Origin of the sequence: Actinoplanes sp. NPDC051411 (genome assembly GCF_040682075.1) — a bacterium.
Classification (GTDB): domain Bacteria; phylum Actinomycetota; class Actinomycetes; order Mycobacteriales; family Micromonosporaceae; genus Actinoplanes.
This window is the reverse complement of record NZ_JBFBAD010000176.1, coordinates 1-18447: the sequence shown is the minus strand read 5'-3', so window position 1 is coordinate 18447 and position 18447 is coordinate 1. Positions and strand designations below refer to the sequence as shown.

Below are 18447 nucleotides of genomic sequence, written 5' to 3'. Positions count from 1 at the left end.
GCATGGTCATCCGGCATGTGAAGGCGGAGCTCAACGCGGCCGGGATCAGTGACTCGGCGTTCGAGCAGGGCGGCCTGACCGTCACCACCACCATCAACCCGCAGGTGCAGAAAGCGGCCGAGGAGGCCGGCTCGGAGAAGAGCAAGACCTCGCCGATGCACGGTCTGCCCAAGACCTATCAGTCCGCGGTGATCGCCATTGATCCGAATAACGGGCAGGTGCTCGGCTATTACGGCGGTGATGATCCCAACGGCCTGGACTACGGCGGATACATGTCCGGCGACGGCACCAAGATCACCGGTGGCCAGTCCCCCGGCTCGAGCTTCAAGATCTATACCCTTGCGGCCGGCTTGAAGCAGGGCCTGTCCTTCGACTCGAAGTGGGACGCCAAGAAGCTGCGCCGGAACGGCACGAAGATCAACAACGCCGGCGCGGACGACAATGCGCTGTGTAAGGGCGCCTCGCGCGACTGTGACCTGGAGACGGCGACGATCAAGTCGTACAACTTCCCGTTCTACTGGATCGCGGATGCCGTCGGCTCGGGCACGGTGGCCGAGACGGCCAAGGAAGCCGGCCTCACGCACATCTTCCAGGACGGAAAGACCACGCCGGTCGACCTCACGAAGACCAGCACCGACACGTTGGGCAAGGACTTCGACGACGAGATCGGCTTCGGTCAGTACCGCGTCGTCCCGCTCGAGCACGCCGAGGGCGTCGCGACGATCGTCGGCGGCGGCGTCCATCACGTGGCGCACTTCGTCAAGAAGGTGACCCGGGTCAACGCGGACACCGGCACGAAGGACACGCTGCTGAGCGAGAACACCAGCGGCAACCGCGTGTTCCCGGCCGCCGAGACGTCGAACGAGCTCGGCGTGATGCAGAAGATCGTTCAGGCCGACAACCTCGACCTGAAGGGTGGCCGCGAATCGGCGGCCAAGAGTGGCACCTGGGAGTACGACGACGGCAAGGACGGTCACATCGGTAGTGGTGACTGCTGGTTTGTCGGCGGCATTCCTCAGCTCGCTGTCACGGTCTGGGTCGGCGGCAAGGAAAAGAAGGTCGAGCTGCACCTCAAGGACGGCCGTGACATGTTCGGCGCCAGTGTGCCCGGCGAGATCTGGCGCCAGGTCCTGAACAGCTCGGCCAAGGCGCTGGACATGAAGCAGGTCGACTTCCCCGACCGCATCACGACCGGTGATCCCAACAAGTTCGGCAACGGTGTCGCGCCGCCGCCGCCGCCGCAGAACAACGGCAACTGTTTCCTCGGTGTCATCGGCGCAGGCTGTGACAACAACGGCGGCCAGAACAACGGCGGCCAGAACAACGGCGGGCAGAACAACGGTGGCCAGAACAATGGCGGCCAGAACGGTGGGAACAACGGCGGCACCGTCGGACTCCCCGGCACCAACGGCGGTAACAACGGCGGCACCGGCGGTCAAAACAATGACGTGACCGTCCTGCCCGGCCAAGGAGCGACCAACGGCGGCAACGGCGGCTAGCACCGCCGGCCACTGAGGCCAGAGATGCCGGCGCGTGCCCTCGGGCGCGCGCCGGCTTCGTTTTCGGACCGTCCGACTTTTCCCATGGGGAGGTCGATCGCGCCGGCCATCCGATACGGCATGATGCCAAGACATGAGCACGCAACCGTCCGAAGACATCGACCGTCCTGAGCCTCCGCGCGCGCCGGCGACGGCGGACGGCTTTGTACGCGGTCTCTCCGAGGCGATCGGGGGGCCGCTGGGCTCCCACGCGGTGCGACCGGACGCGAAACCGGGCAAGTTCTGGACGGCGGCCCGGATCATCCTGGCGCTGACCTGCCTGACGCTGGCGCTCTCCTGGGTGCAGAAGTCGCCCTGCCAGAGCGGCGACTGGCAGAAGAACATCCAATACACCCGGTTCTGCTACACCGACGTGCTCGCGCTCTACTACGCCGAGGGTCTCAGCGACGGCAAGGTGCCGTACGCCGACCACGCGGTGGAATACCCGGTCGTCACCGGCTACTTCATGGGCGCGCTCGGACTGCCGATCCACGCGTACGGGGTGAAGCACCCCGGCATCAACCAGGGCACCTGGTTCTACGACGCCAACGCGATCGTGCTCTCGGCCCTGGCCGTCGCGACCGCGGCGGTGATCCTGGCCCTGCGGCGCCGACGACCATGGGACGCGGCGATCTTCGCGCTGTCGCCGATCCTGTTCATCACGGCGACGGTCAACTGGGACTTCCTGGCGATCGGCCTGGCCGCGATCGGCCTCTACCTCTGGGCCAAACGCCGACCAGCCTGGGCCGGCCTCTTCCTGGGGCTCGGCGCGGCGGCGAAACTATGGCCGCTCTTCATCCTCGGCCCGCTCCTCGTGCTCGCTTTACGATCACGAACAGTGCGGTCCTGGACCGCGGCGGCGGTCACGACGGTGCTCAGCTGGGCCGTGGTCAACTTCCCGGTCTGGTACTGGTACCACGACAGCTGGCTGCAGTTCTTCCGGCTCAACCATGACCGGCCGATCGACTGGGGCACGCTCTGGTACATCGGGCGATATCTCGACGGCAAGTGGCACACCGGCGCCAACCAGGGCCCGTTCCAGTGGCTGAGCAACCACATCCCGACGCTCAACTGGCTGACGTACGGCCTGTTCGGAGTGGCCTGCGTCGGCATCCTCGTCCTGGCCCTGATCGCCCCGCGGCGGCCCCGGCTCGCCCAGCTGTCGTTCCTGGTCGTCGCCGCGTTCCTGATCTTCAGCAAGGTCTGGTCGCAGCAGTACGTGCTCTGGCTGCTCCCGCTGATCGTGATGGCCCGGCCGCGCTGGGGCTCGATCATCGCCTGGACGGTCGCCGAGTTCGGCTACTTCACCGCGTTCTACGCCGAGCTGCTCGGCGCGGGCGGCAAGCCGGTCATCCCGGAGGGCACGTTCGTGCTCGCCTCGACCTGCCGGCTCGTCACCGTCGCGATCCTCTGTGGCCTCGTGATCCGCGACATCTGGCGGCCCGAACTCGACGTGGTCCGCCAGACGTACGGCGACGAGGACCCGGACGGCGGCCCGCTCAACGCCGAGGACGCGCCGTGGATCGAGCGCTTCCGCCGCGGCCGCGGCCCGGCGCCGGCCGAGTCGAAGCCGGCCGAGCCCGGTGGTGGCGACCTCGAACCGGCGGTCGTCTGATTCGCCGCCGTCTGCCGGTGGTGGTCGAACGGTCGATAGCAGCTCAGTTGAGGTGGAAGACGACTGTGCCGCCAACGTCCTCGCGGGTGATGCCGAGGCTGTCGACCGGGGTGTCGCCGGCCCGCTCCCACGGGGTGCCGGCCACCGCCGAGCGGACGAGCACAACGGTCGTGACGGGGATCGACCGGAGATAGTCGATGCTGGCCGGATCCGGGAAATTGGCGACCTTCGTGCGCATCTCTTCCTGCCGGGCGGCGGCGAAGCCACCCGATCCGTTGACGATCTTCTGGTAGCGGGTGGTCGACCAGAGCATCACGGTGCCATCGGTGACCGCGCCGGTCGGGAGCACCAGCATCGGGCTGGTGACCGTACGCATCGACGCGGGCTGGGCGGGCACCACCGGGTGGCTAGTCGTGTTCCAGCCCTCGCCGATCACCAGAACCAGCGGTACGAGCGTGGCCAGCCGCAGCCACCACGCGGGCCACGGCGGGATGCGCTGGGCCGACCAGTGCTCGGCCCGGCGGACGAACTCGGAGACCGCCCCGGCGGCGAGAATGCCGAGCAGCAGCGTGACCCAGAGCATCATCCGGCCCGGGATGCGCTGGTCGAGCGAGGCCGGCAGGTGCCCGAAGAGCGGCAGATAGGTCCAGCGCCCGCCGAAGAAATTGGTGCCCATCGTGAGCACGACCGACGCGGCCAGCGCGATGATCAGCATGATGCGCCGGCTGAACTTCCAGACCGAGAACCAGAGACCGGCCAGCGCCAGTGCGTAAAGCACGAACCCGGGAAGCAGGCTCATCTCGGCCGCCCATCCGAGCGAGGCGCGAGCGCCGGCGTGCGGACTGCCCCAGATCCGCGATTCGGACGGCCCGATCAGCAGACTCCACAGCGGTGGCGAGAAGAATTTGATCTGGGCGGTGCTGTTGCTCTTGTCGGCCAGGTGGAAGTAAGGCAGCGCGATCAGGGCGGCGATGCCGGCCAGGATCACCGGCCCGAGTGAGTCGATGATCAGCAGTCGCCAGCCGAGGACGGGCGAGAAGTCCCGGTCGTGCACCGGGCGCACGCGCGGTGGCTTGGGGACCTTGTGCTTGACGACCTTGGTCTTCTTCTTGGCCTTGACGTCGTCCTCGGCTGCTTTGACGTCTTTTCCGACCGGCTCACCGTCGACGATTGTGTCGCCAAGCTTGGGCTCGGCAACGTTGTCGCGACCCGCGGTGCCAACCGCCGCTTTCTCGCCGGGACCGGAGGGTTGGCCGGCCTCAGCCAAGGCGGCGGTCTTTCCTTCGCCGATCGGCGTGAGCGCCTTCGTCTCGTCGACCGGGCCGAACGGTTTGCCCTCATCGGCCGGGACCATCGGCTTGCCCTCGCCGCCTGACCCGGTGAGACCGCCCGGAGTGGTCGGTGCGCCGGGCGGCGACGCAGCCGCAGCCGCAGCCGCAGCAGCAGCCGCAGCAGCCGCAGCAGCCGCAGCCGGGTCGCCGGCAACGGCCGGGGCGAGCTGGGCCTGGGCGAGACGGCGCTGATGGGCCCGGCGACGCGAGCGGCGGCGCAGCCAGATCAGCGGCGTTCCGAAGAGCAGGAACAGGACGATCAGGCCGAGCACGCCGAGGAACGGCACGCCGAGCGAGAAACCCAGACTGACCTGCCAGCCCGCCACCAGCCAGCCGAACGCGGCCCAGCCGGCGTTGCGTTCGCTGGGCTGCAGGCCGCGGCGCAGCGACCAGCCGTGGCCCCGGGCCAGCATGGCCAGGGCGAGCGGGATGCCGCCGGCTGAGATGATGTCGAGGTGGCCCTGCTGGGCCAGATGCCAGGGCGCGTACGCGATGGCGACCGCCGCCACCGCCGCGCCGGTGCGGCCCGAGCCGAGCTGGCGGACCAGGGCATAGCCGCCGATCGCCAGGAGCGCGTGGGCGAGCACGAAGAGAATGTTGTAGCGCAGCGTCGCGGCCAGTGGGCCGTCGCCGAGCATGCCGACCGGACCGTAGCCGAGCAGACTGTCGCCGAAAGCGAAGCTGTTGGGCTGGGGATAGAAGGCGTTGGACTGCCACAGCTCCTGCGGATGGGTGAGCAGGATGTGCCCGATCCAGGAGATCTGCCAGGCCTGCCGGGCCGGGTCGCCGAGGTCCTCGGGGAGGGTGTGCAGCGGATAGCGCAGGGTCGGCCAGGTGAGTACGACGGCTAGGAACAGACCGGCGTAGATGGCCAGGGCGTATTCGTGGATCAGTGACCGGAAGAAGGCGCGGGTGGCCCGCAGCATCAGACCGGGAGGACGCTCGGGCGCGCTGACGAACGCGGCCCACGGGTCGGCGGGCGCGCCGGGCGGCCGCTCGCTGGGGAACGGCTCCTTGAGTTTCGCGACGTCCTTCTCGCCTGCAGCCGGTTGGCCGGCGACCGATTTCTCGCCCGCAGCCGGTTGGCCGGCGACCGATTTCTCGCCTACGGCCGGTTGGCCGGCGACCGATTGCTCACCCGCGGCCAACTGGCTGGCGGCCGGTTCCGGCGGGGGAGCGACCACATCGGACGAGACCGCGGCGGGGGCCACCCCGGCATTCTTCTTGCCGGAGGTGCGGAAGAAGAGAAACCGTCGCCCCCGCGGCTTCGGAGCCGGCTCATCGAGCGCGGCCAGCGCCGCCGCCCGCTCGACCTCACTCATCGCCGGCAAGCCCAACGCCGTCGGCTGAGGCTCAGCCGAGCGGCCCTCGGCCCCAGGAGGCTGAGCAGCGGCCGTGCGATCCTCGGGCCCGGCGGACTGAGCAGCGGCCGAGCGGCCCTCGGCCCCAGAAGGCTGAGCAGCGGCCGTGCGATCCTCGGGCCCGGCGGACTGAGCAGCGGCCGTGCGATCCTCCGGCCCGGCGGACTGAGGTGCACCCGTGCGACCCGGCCCGGCCGGCTGAGCAGCGCCCGACCGGTCCTCCGCCCCCGACGCCTGCCGCGGAATGGCTCTTTCGACAAGGGTCGCCGGATCGCTGCCGGCGTCCTTGGCCGACGTGGGGGGTGCGGGCTCAGAAGGCATCGGCGGCCTCGGTTCCTCGGTCGTCATGGTCCTGCTTCCCGTTAACCGAGCGACGTCAGCGGCTCGTGCCCTTTCGCAGCAGCGCGATGTCGGCGGTCTGACCCTCGGCGCCGCCCGGGGTCTCGACGACCGCGGGTGCGCCGGCGGCTCGGATCGCGGCCACCACCAGCTCCGGGTCGATCTTGCCATTGCCGAGGTTGTCGTGCTTGTCCTGACCCGAGTCGAAGCCGCCCTTGGAGTCGTTGGCGTGGATCAGGTCGATGCGGCCGGTGATCGACTTGACCCGGTCGACGATGCCGACCAGGTCTTCACCGCCCGCGTAGGCGTGACAGGTGTCGAGGCAGAACCCGGCCCCGAACTGCCCGACCGCGTCCCACAGCCGGGCCAGGTCGTCGAACCGGCGGGCACAGGCGTTGTCGCCACCCGCGGTGTTCTCGATCAGGACCGGAAGAGGCAGGCCGCCGTCCTTCTCCGCGTACTCGAAGGCCTTGCGCCAATTTTCGAAGCCGGCCCTGAGGTCGGCCCCCTGGCCCACGTGACCGCCGTGCACGATCAGGCCCTTGGCACCGATCTCGGCCGCCGCGCGCGCGTGGGCCATCAGCAGCTTGCGGCTCGGGATGCGGATGCGGTTGTTGGGCGAGGCGACATTCACGATGTAGGGCGCGTGAATGTAAACGTCCACCTCGGACTCGCGCAGGGCGGCCGCGTCGTCGCGCGGCGTGGGCGACTTGTAACCCTGCGGGTCGGTGAGGAAGAACTGCACGGCGTCGGCCCCGCGGGCGACGGCCGCGTCGAGGGGATCGGCGGGATCGACATGGGCTCCGATGCGCATGGGTCGAGCCTACGACGCGGGTACGACGTTCATCCCGCGCGTCACCGCGCTCCCGCGGCCCTCGTTAGCTCCATTGATCACGCTTGACGGATGCCGGCCGGCGGCCGGTCCGAACTGGGAGATGGTGCATGTCGCGGCAGTTCCGATACCGGGTGGCGGCGCTGGTGCTGGGCGGTCTGCTGCTCGGCGGTCCGTTGCTGGCCAACGGTACGGCGAGCGCGGATCAGGTGGGGCCTCCCGCGCCGGAGGGTGGCCACCAGGTGACCTTCGGTGGCGGGAGCGTCTTCGGGTTGTCCTGCCGCTCGCATCCCGACGTCGAGTCGATGACCGTGCCGGCCGAGAGCACGATCCGGGTGGTCAATCAGACCGGGCACAGCGCGAACCTGCGGCTGGGCGGCGATACCAAGGGCATGCTGCAGGACAACGGTTCGACCGAGGTGGTCTTCCGGCGCGGCACCACCGCGATGAGCCTGACGCCGACCTGCGCGCTGGGCAACGACGCGAGTCCAGTGATGGTGACCGCGCAGCCGTCGGTGCCGGTCACCACGCCCGACCCGATCCCGAATCCGTCCGGGGGCGATTCGTCCGCGTTCGCGGGCGCGACGACCGATTCGAGCCGCCCGTCGGATTCCGCCCTTCCTGGCACTCTTTCCGCGCCGGTACACCACTCGCATGTGCGCCCGTCCGGCGCCGGCCACCCGGCGGCCGGTCCGCCCGGTGCGCTGAGCTCGTCGACGGTCGCGCAGGCGGCGAAGGTCGCGGCGCAGGGCATGCCGCCGGGCGGCGACGGCCTTCGGCCCAAAACCAAGATCAAGACCTCCCGGAGTACGCCGGGAGCCGCCGTCCCCGCGTTCTCGGGCATGCCGCCCGGCGCGGAGAAAGCGCTGGTCCCGGGCGTACCGTCAATGGAGCTGAACCCGCCCCCGGCGCCGCCCGCGGCAGTGACCGTGCCGACCACCGAGATCGCGGCGGCGGAGCCGGTCGCGGCGATGGAACCCATCCGTGAACGTGGGCCGATCGGCCTGTTGGCGGCGATCGCCATGGTGTGCGCGCTCGGCGTCGGAATCGCCGCTATTCGGGCATTCGTGTCGGAACGTGCAATTCGGGCAAACGTCGCGTAGGCTTTTGCCTACAAGCTCCGCGGGGCGCCCGCGTCCAACCTCATCGGTGTGGTCGTTCCTCCCCAGGTCCCACCCAGCGAATGCGGATCGGGCGCCCCGCGGCTGAACCACCGAGGACCCCGTCCACAGACGGGGTCCTCGCTTTTGGGCGAACTGCTCAGGGCCGGTATGCTTGCTCGGTTCGCGGCCCTTTCCGGTGCCGTGAGCAGACTCAAGACCTCCTGCCACGGAGAGACCGTGGCCGTTAAGCCCACAGGAGGTGAGAACGTCTTGCGTCATTACGAACTCATGGTGATCCTCGATCCTTCGCTCGAGGAGCGCACCGTGGCCCCGTCGCTCGATCAGTACCTGAACGTGATCAGGACCGCGGGTGGCTCGGTGGAAAAGCTCGACGTCTGGGGCCGTCGCCGGCTCTCGTTCGAGATCAACAAAAAGGCTGAGGGCATCTACGCGGTCGTCGACCTGCAGGCGACGCCCGAGGCCGTGGCCGAGCTGGACCGTCAGCTCCGCCTCAACGAGTCCATCCTGCGCACCAAGGTCATCCGGCCCGAGACCCGCTGAGTTACCCAAGGCGGCTCCGCCGCGCTGCAGGGTAAAACCGCCGAGCCTCGTTTTTGTCAGGGGGTTCTGAGAACCTCCTACGAACGAGCGAAGCGGCGAGGAGAAGATCATGGCAGGAGAAACCACCATCACGATCGTCGGTAATCTCACCGACGATCCCGAACTGCGCTTCACCCCGTCGGGTGCGGCCGTGGCCAAGTTCCGCATCGCGTCTACTCCGCGGACCTTGGACCGGCAGTCGGGCGAGTGGAAAGACGGCGAGCCACTGTTCCTCGCGTGCAACATCTGGCGCGACGCCGCCGAGCACGTCGCCGAGTCGCTGCAGCGTGGCGCTCGGGTGATCGTGCAGGGCCGGCTGCGCCAGCGGTCTTACGAGACCCGCGAGGGAGAGAAGCGCACCGTCTACGAGCTCGAGGTCGACGAGATCGGCCCGTCGCTGCGCTACGCCACGGCCAAGGTCCAGCGGATGAACCGGTCCGGTGGCGGCGGCGGAGGCGGCGGCTTCGGCGCGTCCAACGGTGGTGGCGGCAACCGGCAGGCCAGCGGCGGCAGTGGGGGCGGCGGCAACTTCGACGACCCTTGGGCCACCTCGGCTCCGGCCTCCAGCGGCAGCGGCGCCCGTCCCAGCGGTGGCGGCGCGAACTCCTCGTTCGACGAAGAGCCTCCCTTCTAACCCGCTGGGTCTTCCTAAGATCACAGGGTTTACCGAGTTCAGGAGTAAGAGCAATGGCTAAGGCTGCGGCACTTCGCAAGCCGAAGAAGAAGGTGAACCCGCTCGACAAGGACGGGATCACCTACATCGATTACAAGGACACCGCGCTGCTGCGGAAGTTCATCTCCGACCGGGGCAAGATCCGTGCCCGCCGGGTCACCGGAGTGACGTCCCAGCAGCAGCGGCAGATCGCCCGCGCGGTCAAGAACGCCCGCGAGATGGCGCTCCTGCCGTACACGGCGACGGCGCGCTGAGGAAGGTCGACGAGATGAAGATCATCCTCACCCAGGAGGTGTCGGGTCTCGGCACCCCCGGCGACGTCGTCGAGGTCAAGGACGGCTACGGCCGTAACTACCTGCTGCCGCAGGGCTTCGCGATCCAGTGGAGCAAGGGCGCCGAGAAGCAGGTCGTCGTCATCAAGCGGGCCCGTGAGGCCCGCGAGATCCGCGACCTGGGCCAGGCCAACGAGGTCAAGGCGCAGCTGGCCGGCCTCAAGGTCACGCTGAACGCGCGCTCCGGCAACGGCGGCCGCCTGTTCGGCTCGATCACCCCGGCCGAGATCGTCGACGCGGTCAAGGCCGCCGGCGGCCCGGCCCTCGACCGGCGGCGCCTCGAGCTGCCCGGTCACATCAAGACCACGGGCGCGTACAGCGTTCAGGTCAAGCTGCACCCCGAGGTGACCGCGAGCTTCCCGGTCAACGTGGTGGCGGCCAAGTAGTTTTCGGTTTCATGTGAAACGGCGCGTCGGGCCATCGGCCCGGCGCGCCGTTCGCGTTTCTCGCGCCAGGTGCCTTCGCTTGCGCCCGTTGACGTACGCGGTGAGCCGCGCGTCAGCTCAGACTGTTACCGGTGAGGGCGGAGCTCACCACGGTGGCCAGTCCGCCGCCGACCACGGCCGCGGCCAGGCCGACGCTGATCGCCTTCCAGGAGCTGTTGAACAGGCGGATGCCGACCGCGACGAGCAGGCTGAGCACCAGCGAGACGCCGAACTGGGGAGCCGCCTTGGCCGCGGTGTCGAGGGCGTGCGTCTGCGAACCCCGGTTGATGATCAGCATGTAGAGCACGAAGAGCACAACCGGTACGCCGTACCAGATGACCGTGTAACCCACTGCCGCGAGTGGGCCGCCAGCGGCCTGGTCATCCTCCTCGTCGTCCGGATCGAGCAGATTGCTCCTCCGGCCCGTGGTGAAGCCGCCGCCGACCGGCCGACGCTCGTAGGCGCCACCGGGTGCCATATAACCGTTGCTCGCCGCCCGCTGAGGGCGCACCGCCGCCGGATCAGGCCCACCCGCGGGCATGACCATCGACGTGGACGTCATGGATAAGTTCGACTGCCTCGGGACCGCGGCTGAGCCGCTCGACCGAAAGGGCACGAAATCCGAGGTGCCGTAGCGTCGCGACTCACCGTCGGTGAGATCGCTCCCGGCCGATAACTCCTGCCGCCAGCCGTCCGATCCGCCCTCGCGGTAGGCCGCGTGCCCGCGCGACGCCTCCTCGAGGTCGGCGTTCCGCCAGTCGGCCGGCGCCGCGCCACCGCGCGGAGGCCAACCGCGGTCGTCGTCGTCGCCCTCATCCCGCGCGGCCGCGGTCGCCCGCCACTCGTCCGGATCGTCATAGCCGGGCAGGCTCCGCGGCTGGCGGGCGTCGGGGTCGAGGTCGCGGCGCCAGGCATCCGGCTCGGCGGCCCGGCGGCGGCCGCCACCCATGGTGTCGTCGGCGCGACGGCGTCCGGGATCGGGATATCCGGCCGCCCCGGCCCGGTAGGAACCGCCGCCGTAGGTGCCACCACCTGCGATGGGGCTGATCGGCGCGTCGGGGTCGATGCTCGGCATCGCGCTGCGCGGGGCACTGGGCAGGGCGCGCTGGCCGCGGACCGGGCCGGCCGGAAGCGCGCTGCGGGGTGCGGCCGGCATGGCACTGCGAGGGCGGGGACCGTCAGGCATGCCACGGCGGGTGTCGTCGTCATAATCGCCGCGAAGTCCATATCCGCCCGAGGTGCCGCTGCTACGCGGGTCGTCGCCGTAGGTGCCCGGGGCGCCGTCCCGTAGGTCGCTACGCCGCGGGTCGTCGTAGGCGCCAGGGGTGTTGCTGCCTCGCGGACTGCCGCTGTATCCGCCGGAGGCACCGCCTCGCGCGTCGGCTGCACCGTAGTCGTTTGTAGCGTCGCCCCGCGGGTTGGCGGCGAAGCCGTTCGCGGCGCTGCCGCTTCGTGGGTCGGCGGCGAAGCCGTTTGCCGCGCTGCCACCTCGGGGGTCGGCGCTGTAGCCGTTCGCGGTGCTGGCGGCTCGGGGGTCGGCGCTGTAGCCGTTCGCGGTGCTGCTCCGCGGGTCGGCGCCGTAGGCGCCGGGCGCCGTGCCGCGGGCGCCGCCGTGGTCGTAGCCAGCCGGGCCGCCGCCGTAACCGCCGCCTCGAGCGGCGTCGCCGTAGACGCCCGGGGCGCCGCCTCGCACATCGTCATTTCCGGCGGGCAGCCCGTAGCCGCCGCTCGGCTCGTCGCCGTTGTCCCGACGCCGAGACCGCCGCGGCGCAGGATCGGCACCCTGCCCCCAGCGGCCCGGCATGCCGTGGCCGGCCGAGGTGTCGTCGGCCCGCCGCGACCAGGTGTCATCGGGCATGGCGCTGCGCGGAGCCGGACCGGCTGCCATGCCACGCCCGGCCATCGAGTCGTCCGGCGCCGCACCACGGTCCGCCCGTCGACGGCGGGAGAGAGTGTCCTCTTCCATGCCGGGGTCAGGCATCGCACTGCGCGGGTTCGTCGGGCTGGCCATCCCGCGGCGGGGCGTGTCGTCCTCCATGCCGCGCCGAGCCATCGTGTCGTAAGGCGTGGCGCCGCGCGAGGCGGGGCCTCGCATCGCATCGTCGGGCATGGCGCTGCGGGGGATCGGCCCGTCGGGTATGCCGCGTCGTCCCATGCCGTCGTCGGGCATGGCGCTGCGCGGGGCTGGGCCCCGCATGCCGTCGTCGGGCATGCCGCGGCGTCCCAGGCCGTCGTCCGGCATGGCGCTGCGCGGAGCCGGCCCTCGCATCCCGTCGCCGGGCATGGCGCTGCGGGGAATCGGCCCGTCGGGCATGCCGCGCCAGCCCATGCCGCCATCGGCCATCGAGCCGCGAGGGTCGTCTATCCCCCGCCGGCCCATGCCATCGGCGGGCATGGCACTGCGCGGGATCGGGCCGTCCTCCATGGCCCGCCGCCGGCCGCCGTCGGCCATGCCACGGCCCGACATGGTGTCGTCCATCCGCGGGACGGACCCGTCAGCCGGCATCGCACTGCGCGGAGCTGCCGGCATCGCGCTGCGCGGCGCGGCCGGCATTGAGCTGCGCGGCGCGGCCGGCATTGAGCTGCGCGGAGCCGCTGGCATTGAGCTGCGCGGCGCGGCCGGCATGGCGCTTCGCGGCGCGGCCGGCATGGCGCTTCGCGGCGCGGCCGGCATCGGGGCGCGTTCCATCGGCGCGCCGCCCATGCCGGGATCGTCCGGACGCATGCCACGGCGCTGGCCGTCGTCGGGAACGGCGCTGGCCGGGGCGATCCCGGCCCGTCCGGCGTCGGCCGGAGGCTGCGACCACGAGGCGCGTCGCTCCTCATCGGCCGGCGCGGCCGGGAGCTCTCGCCGGGCCGCCGACTGCTGAGCCTCCTCGCGCCGGGCCGCCTCCTCGCGCCAGGCCAGCACGCGCGGGTCGTCCTTCGAGCGGCTCCACTGGCCGGTGTCCGGGTCGCGGGTCCAGCTGCTGGTGTCGGGCTCGGCCACCCACGCGCCGGTCTGCTCGCGCCAGTCGTTCTGGGCACCGTCGTGGTAGCGCGCCTTGCGCGGCTTGCCCGGCGTGCCCGGCGTGCGGAGCGGTGGCTGGCCGGCGTTCGTCTCGTCGCCCTGGCCGCGGCGGACGGGCGGGGCCTCCGGTTCCGGCGGTCGGCGGGTGGCGGGCATGGCCGCCGCACGGGCACCGTCGACGTAGCGCGGGTCTTCACCCTCGCCGATCGGGCCGCCCGGACGCTGTTCCTCATCGGCGTAGCGGGCGCCGCGCCGACGGCTGATCGGAGCATAGCCGGAGGTCGGCGCCGAGGCGGGCGGACCATCCGGCGCGTAGCCCGACGTCGGTGCGGCCGCCGTTCCGTAACTCGACGTGGGCGCCGCCGCCGTTCCAAAGCCCGCGGTGCCGTAGCTGGAGGTCGGTGCGGCGGCGGAGCCGAAGTCGTTGTCGGCATTGCGACCGCGCCGGGGCTCGGGGTCGGCCAGGTCGGCCAGGCCCGCGGCATAGCGCCGGGCCGTCGCGTCCTCCTCGTAGGGTGCCGAGGGCAGCGCCGGACGACCCGTGCCGTGGCGGCCGGCGTCCGGGTCGACGCGACGGGTCGGACCTTCGTCATAGCCGTTGGTCGGGAGTGCCCGGCGGCCGGTCGGCTCGGCATAGCCCTCGGAGCGCGCTCCCCACGCGGGACTGTTTTCCGGCTCGGGGTAGAGCTGGATGCTGCCGGTGTCGGTGTGGCCGGCCCAGTTGTCGGCGTCCGAGCGCGCGGTCCAACCCGTACCCCCGGAAGTGCGCGACCCGGGCTCCGGAGCCCGGCGTCGCCCGATCTGCCGTGACTCCTCGCCCAGATCCGTGTCTCGCCGCCAGGCGGCGCGGTCGTCTTCGCGCACCAGGTGTCGACCGTCGTCGCGCGGGGTCTGCCAGGTGGTCGTTTCGCCGTGCTGCCAGCTCGGCGTCTCCGGCTCGCGGGGCTGCCAGCTCGGGGTCTCGGGCTCGCGGCGCTGCTGCCAGCTGGGGGTTTCCGGTTCGGCGCGCGCGCCGCTGTCGTTCCAGGTCGCCGAGCCCTCGATGGTGCCGCCGGAGCGGCTGCCGGGCTCGACCAGCTGTTGCCAGGACGACGTGCTCTCGGCGGGCTGGCGCTGCGCCGGCTGCTGCCACGAGGGGGCCGGCTGCTGCCACGAGGGGGTGGCCGGCTCGGTGAACTGCTGCCAGGAGGGCCGTGAATCGGAGTCGGCCGAGGCCGTAGGCGGGGTCGAGGCCGGCGCCGAATAGGCGGTGCTGGAGATGGCGGGCTGCTCCGTCGGAGTGCTGACGGGCGCCCGGTAGTCACCGTTGCCGCTGGTCTGCCACGCCTCGGTGGTGGAACGCCAGCCGTGCGAGCCGGTCGTCGAGCGCCACTCGGTGGTCTGCCGCCAACGGGCGCCTCCGGTCGCACGCCACTCGGCGGTCTCGGTGCGCCAGCCCACCCCGTCGGCCGGGAACGCGGTGCGGCCGGTGGACGCCACCTCGGACCAGCGATTGGCCGGCTCGACGGCCTGGCTGTCGTCGGACTCTGCCTGCTGGGCCCACGCGTCGGCCTGCCGCTGCCAGGCAAGCGCCTCGGCACTCGGCTGCATGCTGCCCGTGTCGGTCAAAGACGCCCATTTCGGTTCAGGCTCGGCGTATTGCGGAGTTTCCGGACTCTGGGTGGACCACGGCTCGGAGGCACGCCTGTCGCGCGGCATGTGGGCTCCGTAGTCCCACTCCCGTTGGTCCACCCGGAAAGCCTGACGTGGAAGTGTCCGAACCGCAACGCCCTAGGGCGATGGCTTGCTCACGCCCGGCAGCTTTTTCTTCCTCCACAGGTGGGGACGACGAAATACCTGCTGGACAAGGGGGGTGTTCGGTCATCCCCAGAAGTTATGCACAGGCTGTGCACAGGGCTGTCAACAAGCAGGTGGGGGATGTCCACAGGTTGTCCCGAGGCTCGTCCACCGGGCCACTTGGGCAGGTCGTGGGCGGGTTCGTAGAGTGGGCCAGCCCCACGCGTCCTTGAGATCAGCTTAATTTTTATGATCTTGAACCGGGATCAGCCAAAAGTGTCATACCCGGGCGGTTGGATCGTGGCGCAGGTCCCACAAGCGGAGGAGGTCCCCCGGTGTCGATCACCGACGATGCGCGACCGGAGTCGCGACCTCCGGCCGCGGCACCCGCCACCAGCGGGTCATTCGACAAGTCGCCCCCACAGGACGTGGCGGCCGAGCAGGGCGTGCTCGGCGGCATGTTGCTCTCGAAGGACGCGATCGCCGACGTCGTCGAGATCCTCAAGACGCACGACTTCTACCGTCCGGTGCACAGCACGATCTTCGACATCGTCCTCGACCTCTACGGCCGGGGTGAGCCGGCCGACGCGCTGACCGTGGCCGCGGCCCTGGCCGACAGCGGCGACCTGCAGCGCATCGGCGGCGTGCCCTATCTGCACACCCTCATCGAGAGCGTGCCGACCGCGGCCAACGCCTCCTATTACGCGCGCATCGTCTCCGAGCGGGCCATCCTGCGTCGGCTCGTCGAGGCGGGCACCAGGATCGTCCAGCTCGGTTTCGGGGCCAACGGCAACGGCGGGCGCGACGTCGACGACATCGTCGACCTGGCCCAGCAGGCGATCTACGACGTCACCGAGAAGCGGGTGAGCGAAGACTTCGCCGCCCTGGGCGACATGCTCCAGCCGACCCTCGACGAGATCGAGGCGGTCGGCGCCTCGGGTGGCGTGATGAGCGGGGTGCCGACCGGCTTCGGTGACCTCGATCGCCTGCTCAACGGCCTGCACCCGGGCCAGCTGATCATCGTGGCCGGACGTCCCGGTCTCGGCAAGTCGACCGCCAGCATGGACTTCGCCCGCAACGCCGCGATCCGCCACAACTGCGCCAGCGCGATCTTCTCGCTCGAAATGAGCAAGATCGAGATGGTCATGCGACTGCTCTCGGCCGAGGCCCGGGTGCCGCTGCACGTGCTGCGGTCGGGTCAGCTCACCGACGACGACTGGAGCAAGCTGGCCCGGCGGATGGGCGAGATCTCCGAGGCGCCGATCTTCGTCGACGACACCCCGAACATGAATCTCATGGAGATCCGGGCCAAGGCCCGCCGCCTCAAACAGCGCAACAACCTCAAGCTCCTGGTGATCGACTACCTCCAGCTGATGAGCTCGCCGAAACGCACCGAGAGCCGCCAGCAGGAGGTCTCCGAGCTGTCCCGAGGCCTCAAACTGCTGGCCAAGGAGATCGAGTGCCCGGTCATCGCGGTCTCGCAGCTCAACCGTGGTCCCGAGCAGCGCACCGACAAGCGGCCCCAACTCTCCGACCTGCGTGAGTCAGGCTCGATCGAGCAGGACGCCGACGTCGTGATCCTGCTCCACCGCGACGACTACTACGACAAGGAGTCACCGCGGGCCGGCGAAGCCGACTTCATCGTGGCCAAGCACCGAAACGGCCCCACCGACACGATCACCGTGGCCGCCCAGCTGCACCTGTCCCGCTTCGTCGACATGGCCATCGTCTAGGAACTACAGCGCCGCCCACTGTCCGGCGCCGTGATAGGGCAGCGGCGCCGGCTCGCCTTCACCGTCCACGACCAGGGCGTCCATCGAGACGACCTCGCGATAGATCGGCTCGTCGGCCGACACCCGGCCCAGCTGCGGATCGAGGAAGAGGACGGTGCCGTCCTGGTTGACCGCGGCCCACGCGTGGCAGCCACCGCTCGCGAAGTCGGTGAGAATGAACGCGAACGCCCCATGCCCCGAGTTGTGCAGGTGATTGCCCAGATTCCGGAACGCCGCGTCGACCGCCGCCCCGGCCTGCTCGGCCGCCGCGCCACCGACAAACGGGCACAGATTCTGAAAATCCGACCGCGCGGCCCGCTGAATCCGCCGCACCCCCAGCCACTCCCCGCCGACAGCCCGATCCGGCGCCCCATGGGCATAGCCGTCGAAGGTCCGCGGCCCGGCCACCCGCGGACGCCCCCGCTGATAGGTCTCGAACAGCGCCAACACCGCATCCAGACAATTCACCCCGCGTGTCGGATCCTCCGCCGGCCCACCCGCATTGAGCAGCGAAAACCAGCCACCAACGCGAGGGTCCGGCCGGCGGGCCGCCGCCGGCAGGGCGCCTTCCAGCGCTTTCAGATGTACGGCGTGGGCCCGCCGAAGCCCACCCGGCGTCTGTTCCTCCGCCGCCCGACCCCACTCCCGCCCGCCCAGAGCCCACCCCGGCGCCCCGTCGGATGAGGGCTCGGGCCGCGCCCACCCGGGGGCTGCACCGATCCGCTCGAGCCGCGCCGCCTCCGAAGAGCTATCGGTCCGATCGGGTGGCGCCGGCTCCGAAGTGGCACCGGTGTGTCGGGGTTGGGCCGGTTCCGGGGCGGTGCCGTTTTGATCGGGTCGCGCTGGTTCCGGGGCGGTGCCGTTTTGATCGGGTCGCGCTGGTTCCGGGGCGGTGCCGTTTTGATCGGGTCGCGCTGGTTCCGGGGCGGTGTCGGTGTGTCGGGGTCGGGCCGGTTTCGAGGCGGTGCCGCTTTGGCCGGGTGGTGTCGGTTCCGCGGTGGTGCGGGCGTGGCGGCGCCGGGCCGGCTCTGAGGCGGTGCCCTTTTGATCGCGCCGCGGTGGTTCCGAAACGGTGCCGGTTCGATCGGGGCCGGCCGATTTCGGAGCCACGCCAGCTTGATCGGACCATGCCGATCCCGCGGTGGTTGTGGTCTGACCGGAGGGCGACGATCCTTCCGGCGGGGTGACGGGCTGGGGTCGGACCAGGGCCGCCTCGGCTTCGACTTCGTCGGCGTAGGCCGCCAGCGTTGAGTTCTCGCCCATGATGGCGAGGTTGGCGCGGATGCCGTCGGCCAAGGTGGTGAGGAAGCCGGCGTACTCCTCACGCCGTACCCGATCGAAAGCGTGACCGTCGCTCCCGGCCGTGCGCTGCAGGGCGATCGTCGGCCGGCCGACGGCAGGCCGCGAGGGGGCCACCAGCCGCCGCGTCTCGTCGCCGAGGTCCCGCCGTCCGGTCCGGGGCCGGGGAGCCAGCCGTCGCGTAGTGACGCCGCTGTCGTCGACCGGCCGCGGAAACTCACTCGGAGTCAGCCGGCGCGTCCTCCCGCCGACCTCGCCAACCGCTCCGCCCGTGTCGCTACCAGCCGTGCCAGCCGCGATCCGGTCGGCAGTCGCGCCGGTGGGAGTCGCGCCGCCAGTAACTGCGCCGGGAGTCGCGCCGCCAGTAACTGCGCCGGGCGTCGCGCCGCCAGTAACTGCGCCGGGGGGGCGGCTGCCCCGCCTCCGTCCCCGCGGGCCGGG

At 70.8% G+C, this 18447-nt stretch carries 12 protein-coding genes; 8 read left to right on the top strand and 4 right to left on the bottom strand.

Translation table 11 applies throughout. The features are described 5' to 3' along the window. Positions 1 to 1499 (top strand): penicillin-binding transpeptidase domain-containing protein (locus AB0M88_RS48375; RefSeq protein WP_364114216.1); only part of this gene is annotated, 1499 nt, incomplete at its 5' end. 133 nt (positions 1500 to 1632) lie between these two features. Next, the gene (locus AB0M88_RS48370; RefSeq protein ID WP_364114214.1) at positions 1633 to 3153 is read left to right on the top strand and encodes a glycosyltransferase 87 family protein; all 1521 of its coding nucleotides are present in this window, start codon (positions 1633 to 1635) and stop codon (positions 3151 to 3153) included. 43 nt (positions 3154 to 3196) lie between these two features. On the opposite strand, the gene AB0M88_RS48365 is transcribed toward AB0M88_RS48370, so the two are convergent. Together AB0M88_RS48365 and AB0M88_RS48360 are read right to left on the bottom strand one after the other, a co-directional pair. After that, the gene (locus tag AB0M88_RS48365; RefSeq protein ID WP_364114212.1) at positions 3197 to 5806 is read right to left on the bottom strand and encodes a hypothetical protein; all 2610 of its coding nucleotides are present in this window, start codon (positions 5804 to 5806) and stop codon (positions 3197 to 3199) included. A gap of 415 nt (positions 5807 to 6221) precedes the next feature. Beyond that, the gene (locus AB0M88_RS48360; protein WP_364114210.1) at positions 6222 to 6998 is read right to left on the bottom strand and encodes a deoxyribonuclease IV; all 777 of its coding nucleotides are present in this window, start codon (positions 6996 to 6998) and stop codon (positions 6222 to 6224) included. 323 nt (positions 6999 to 7321) lie between these two features. Between AB0M88_RS48360 and AB0M88_RS48355 the strand changes: the two genes are divergently transcribed. From AB0M88_RS48355 to rplI, 5 genes are all read left to right on the top strand, one after another. Continuing rightward, on the top strand, positions 7322 to 8119 hold the full coding sequence (locus AB0M88_RS48355; protein WP_364114208.1) for a hypothetical protein: 798 nt from the start codon (positions 7322 to 7324) through the stop codon (positions 8117 to 8119). A 270-nt stretch (positions 8120 to 8389) separates the two neighbouring features. Beyond that, positions 8390 to 8680 (top strand): 30S ribosomal protein S6, encoded by a 291-nt coding sequence (rpsF, locus tag AB0M88_RS48350; RefSeq protein ID WP_014448192.1) that lies wholly within the window; start codon positions 8390 to 8392, stop codon positions 8678 to 8680. Between the two features lie 109 nt (positions 8681 to 8789). Then, positions 8790 to 9353 carry a single-stranded DNA-binding protein gene (locus AB0M88_RS48345; RefSeq protein WP_364114206.1) on the top strand — a complete coding sequence of 188 codons (564 nt, stop codon included), beginning with the start codon at positions 8790 to 8792 and terminating at the stop codon, positions 9351 to 9353. Between the two features lie 53 nt (positions 9354 to 9406). After that, positions 9407 to 9646 (top strand): 30S ribosomal protein S18, encoded by a 240-nt coding sequence (gene rpsR / locus AB0M88_RS48340; protein WP_007073789.1) that lies wholly within the window; start codon positions 9407 to 9409, stop codon positions 9644 to 9646. Between the two features lie 14 nt (positions 9647 to 9660). Beyond that, positions 9661 to 10110, top strand: a complete 450-nt coding sequence (gene rplI, locus AB0M88_RS48335) for a 50S ribosomal protein L9 (RefSeq protein ID WP_364114204.1) — start codon at positions 9661 to 9663, stop codon at positions 10108 to 10110. 112 nt (positions 10111 to 10222) lie between these two features. On the opposite strand, the gene AB0M88_RS48330 is transcribed toward rplI, so the two are convergent. Then, the gene (locus AB0M88_RS48330; protein WP_364114202.1) at positions 10223 to 14857 is read right to left on the bottom strand and encodes a hypothetical protein; all 4635 of its coding nucleotides are present in this window, start codon (positions 14855 to 14857) and stop codon (positions 10223 to 10225) included. A 419-nt stretch (positions 14858 to 15276) separates the two neighbouring features. Between AB0M88_RS48330 and dnaB the strand changes: the two genes are divergently transcribed. Next, complete coding sequence (gene dnaB, locus AB0M88_RS48325; protein WP_364114218.1) at positions 15277 to 16668, top strand: replicative DNA helicase; 1392 nt, start codon at positions 15277 to 15279, stop codon at positions 16666 to 16668. 3 nt (positions 16669 to 16671) lie between these two features. Here dnaB and AB0M88_RS48320 read toward each other — a convergent pair whose 3' ends face one another. Then, the gene (locus AB0M88_RS48320) at positions 16672 to 18123 is read right to left on the bottom strand and encodes a toxin glutamine deamidase domain-containing protein (protein ID WP_364114200.1); all 1452 of its coding nucleotides are present in this window, start codon (positions 18121 to 18123) and stop codon (positions 16672 to 16674) included. Positions 18124 to 18447: the final 324 nt, after the last annotated feature.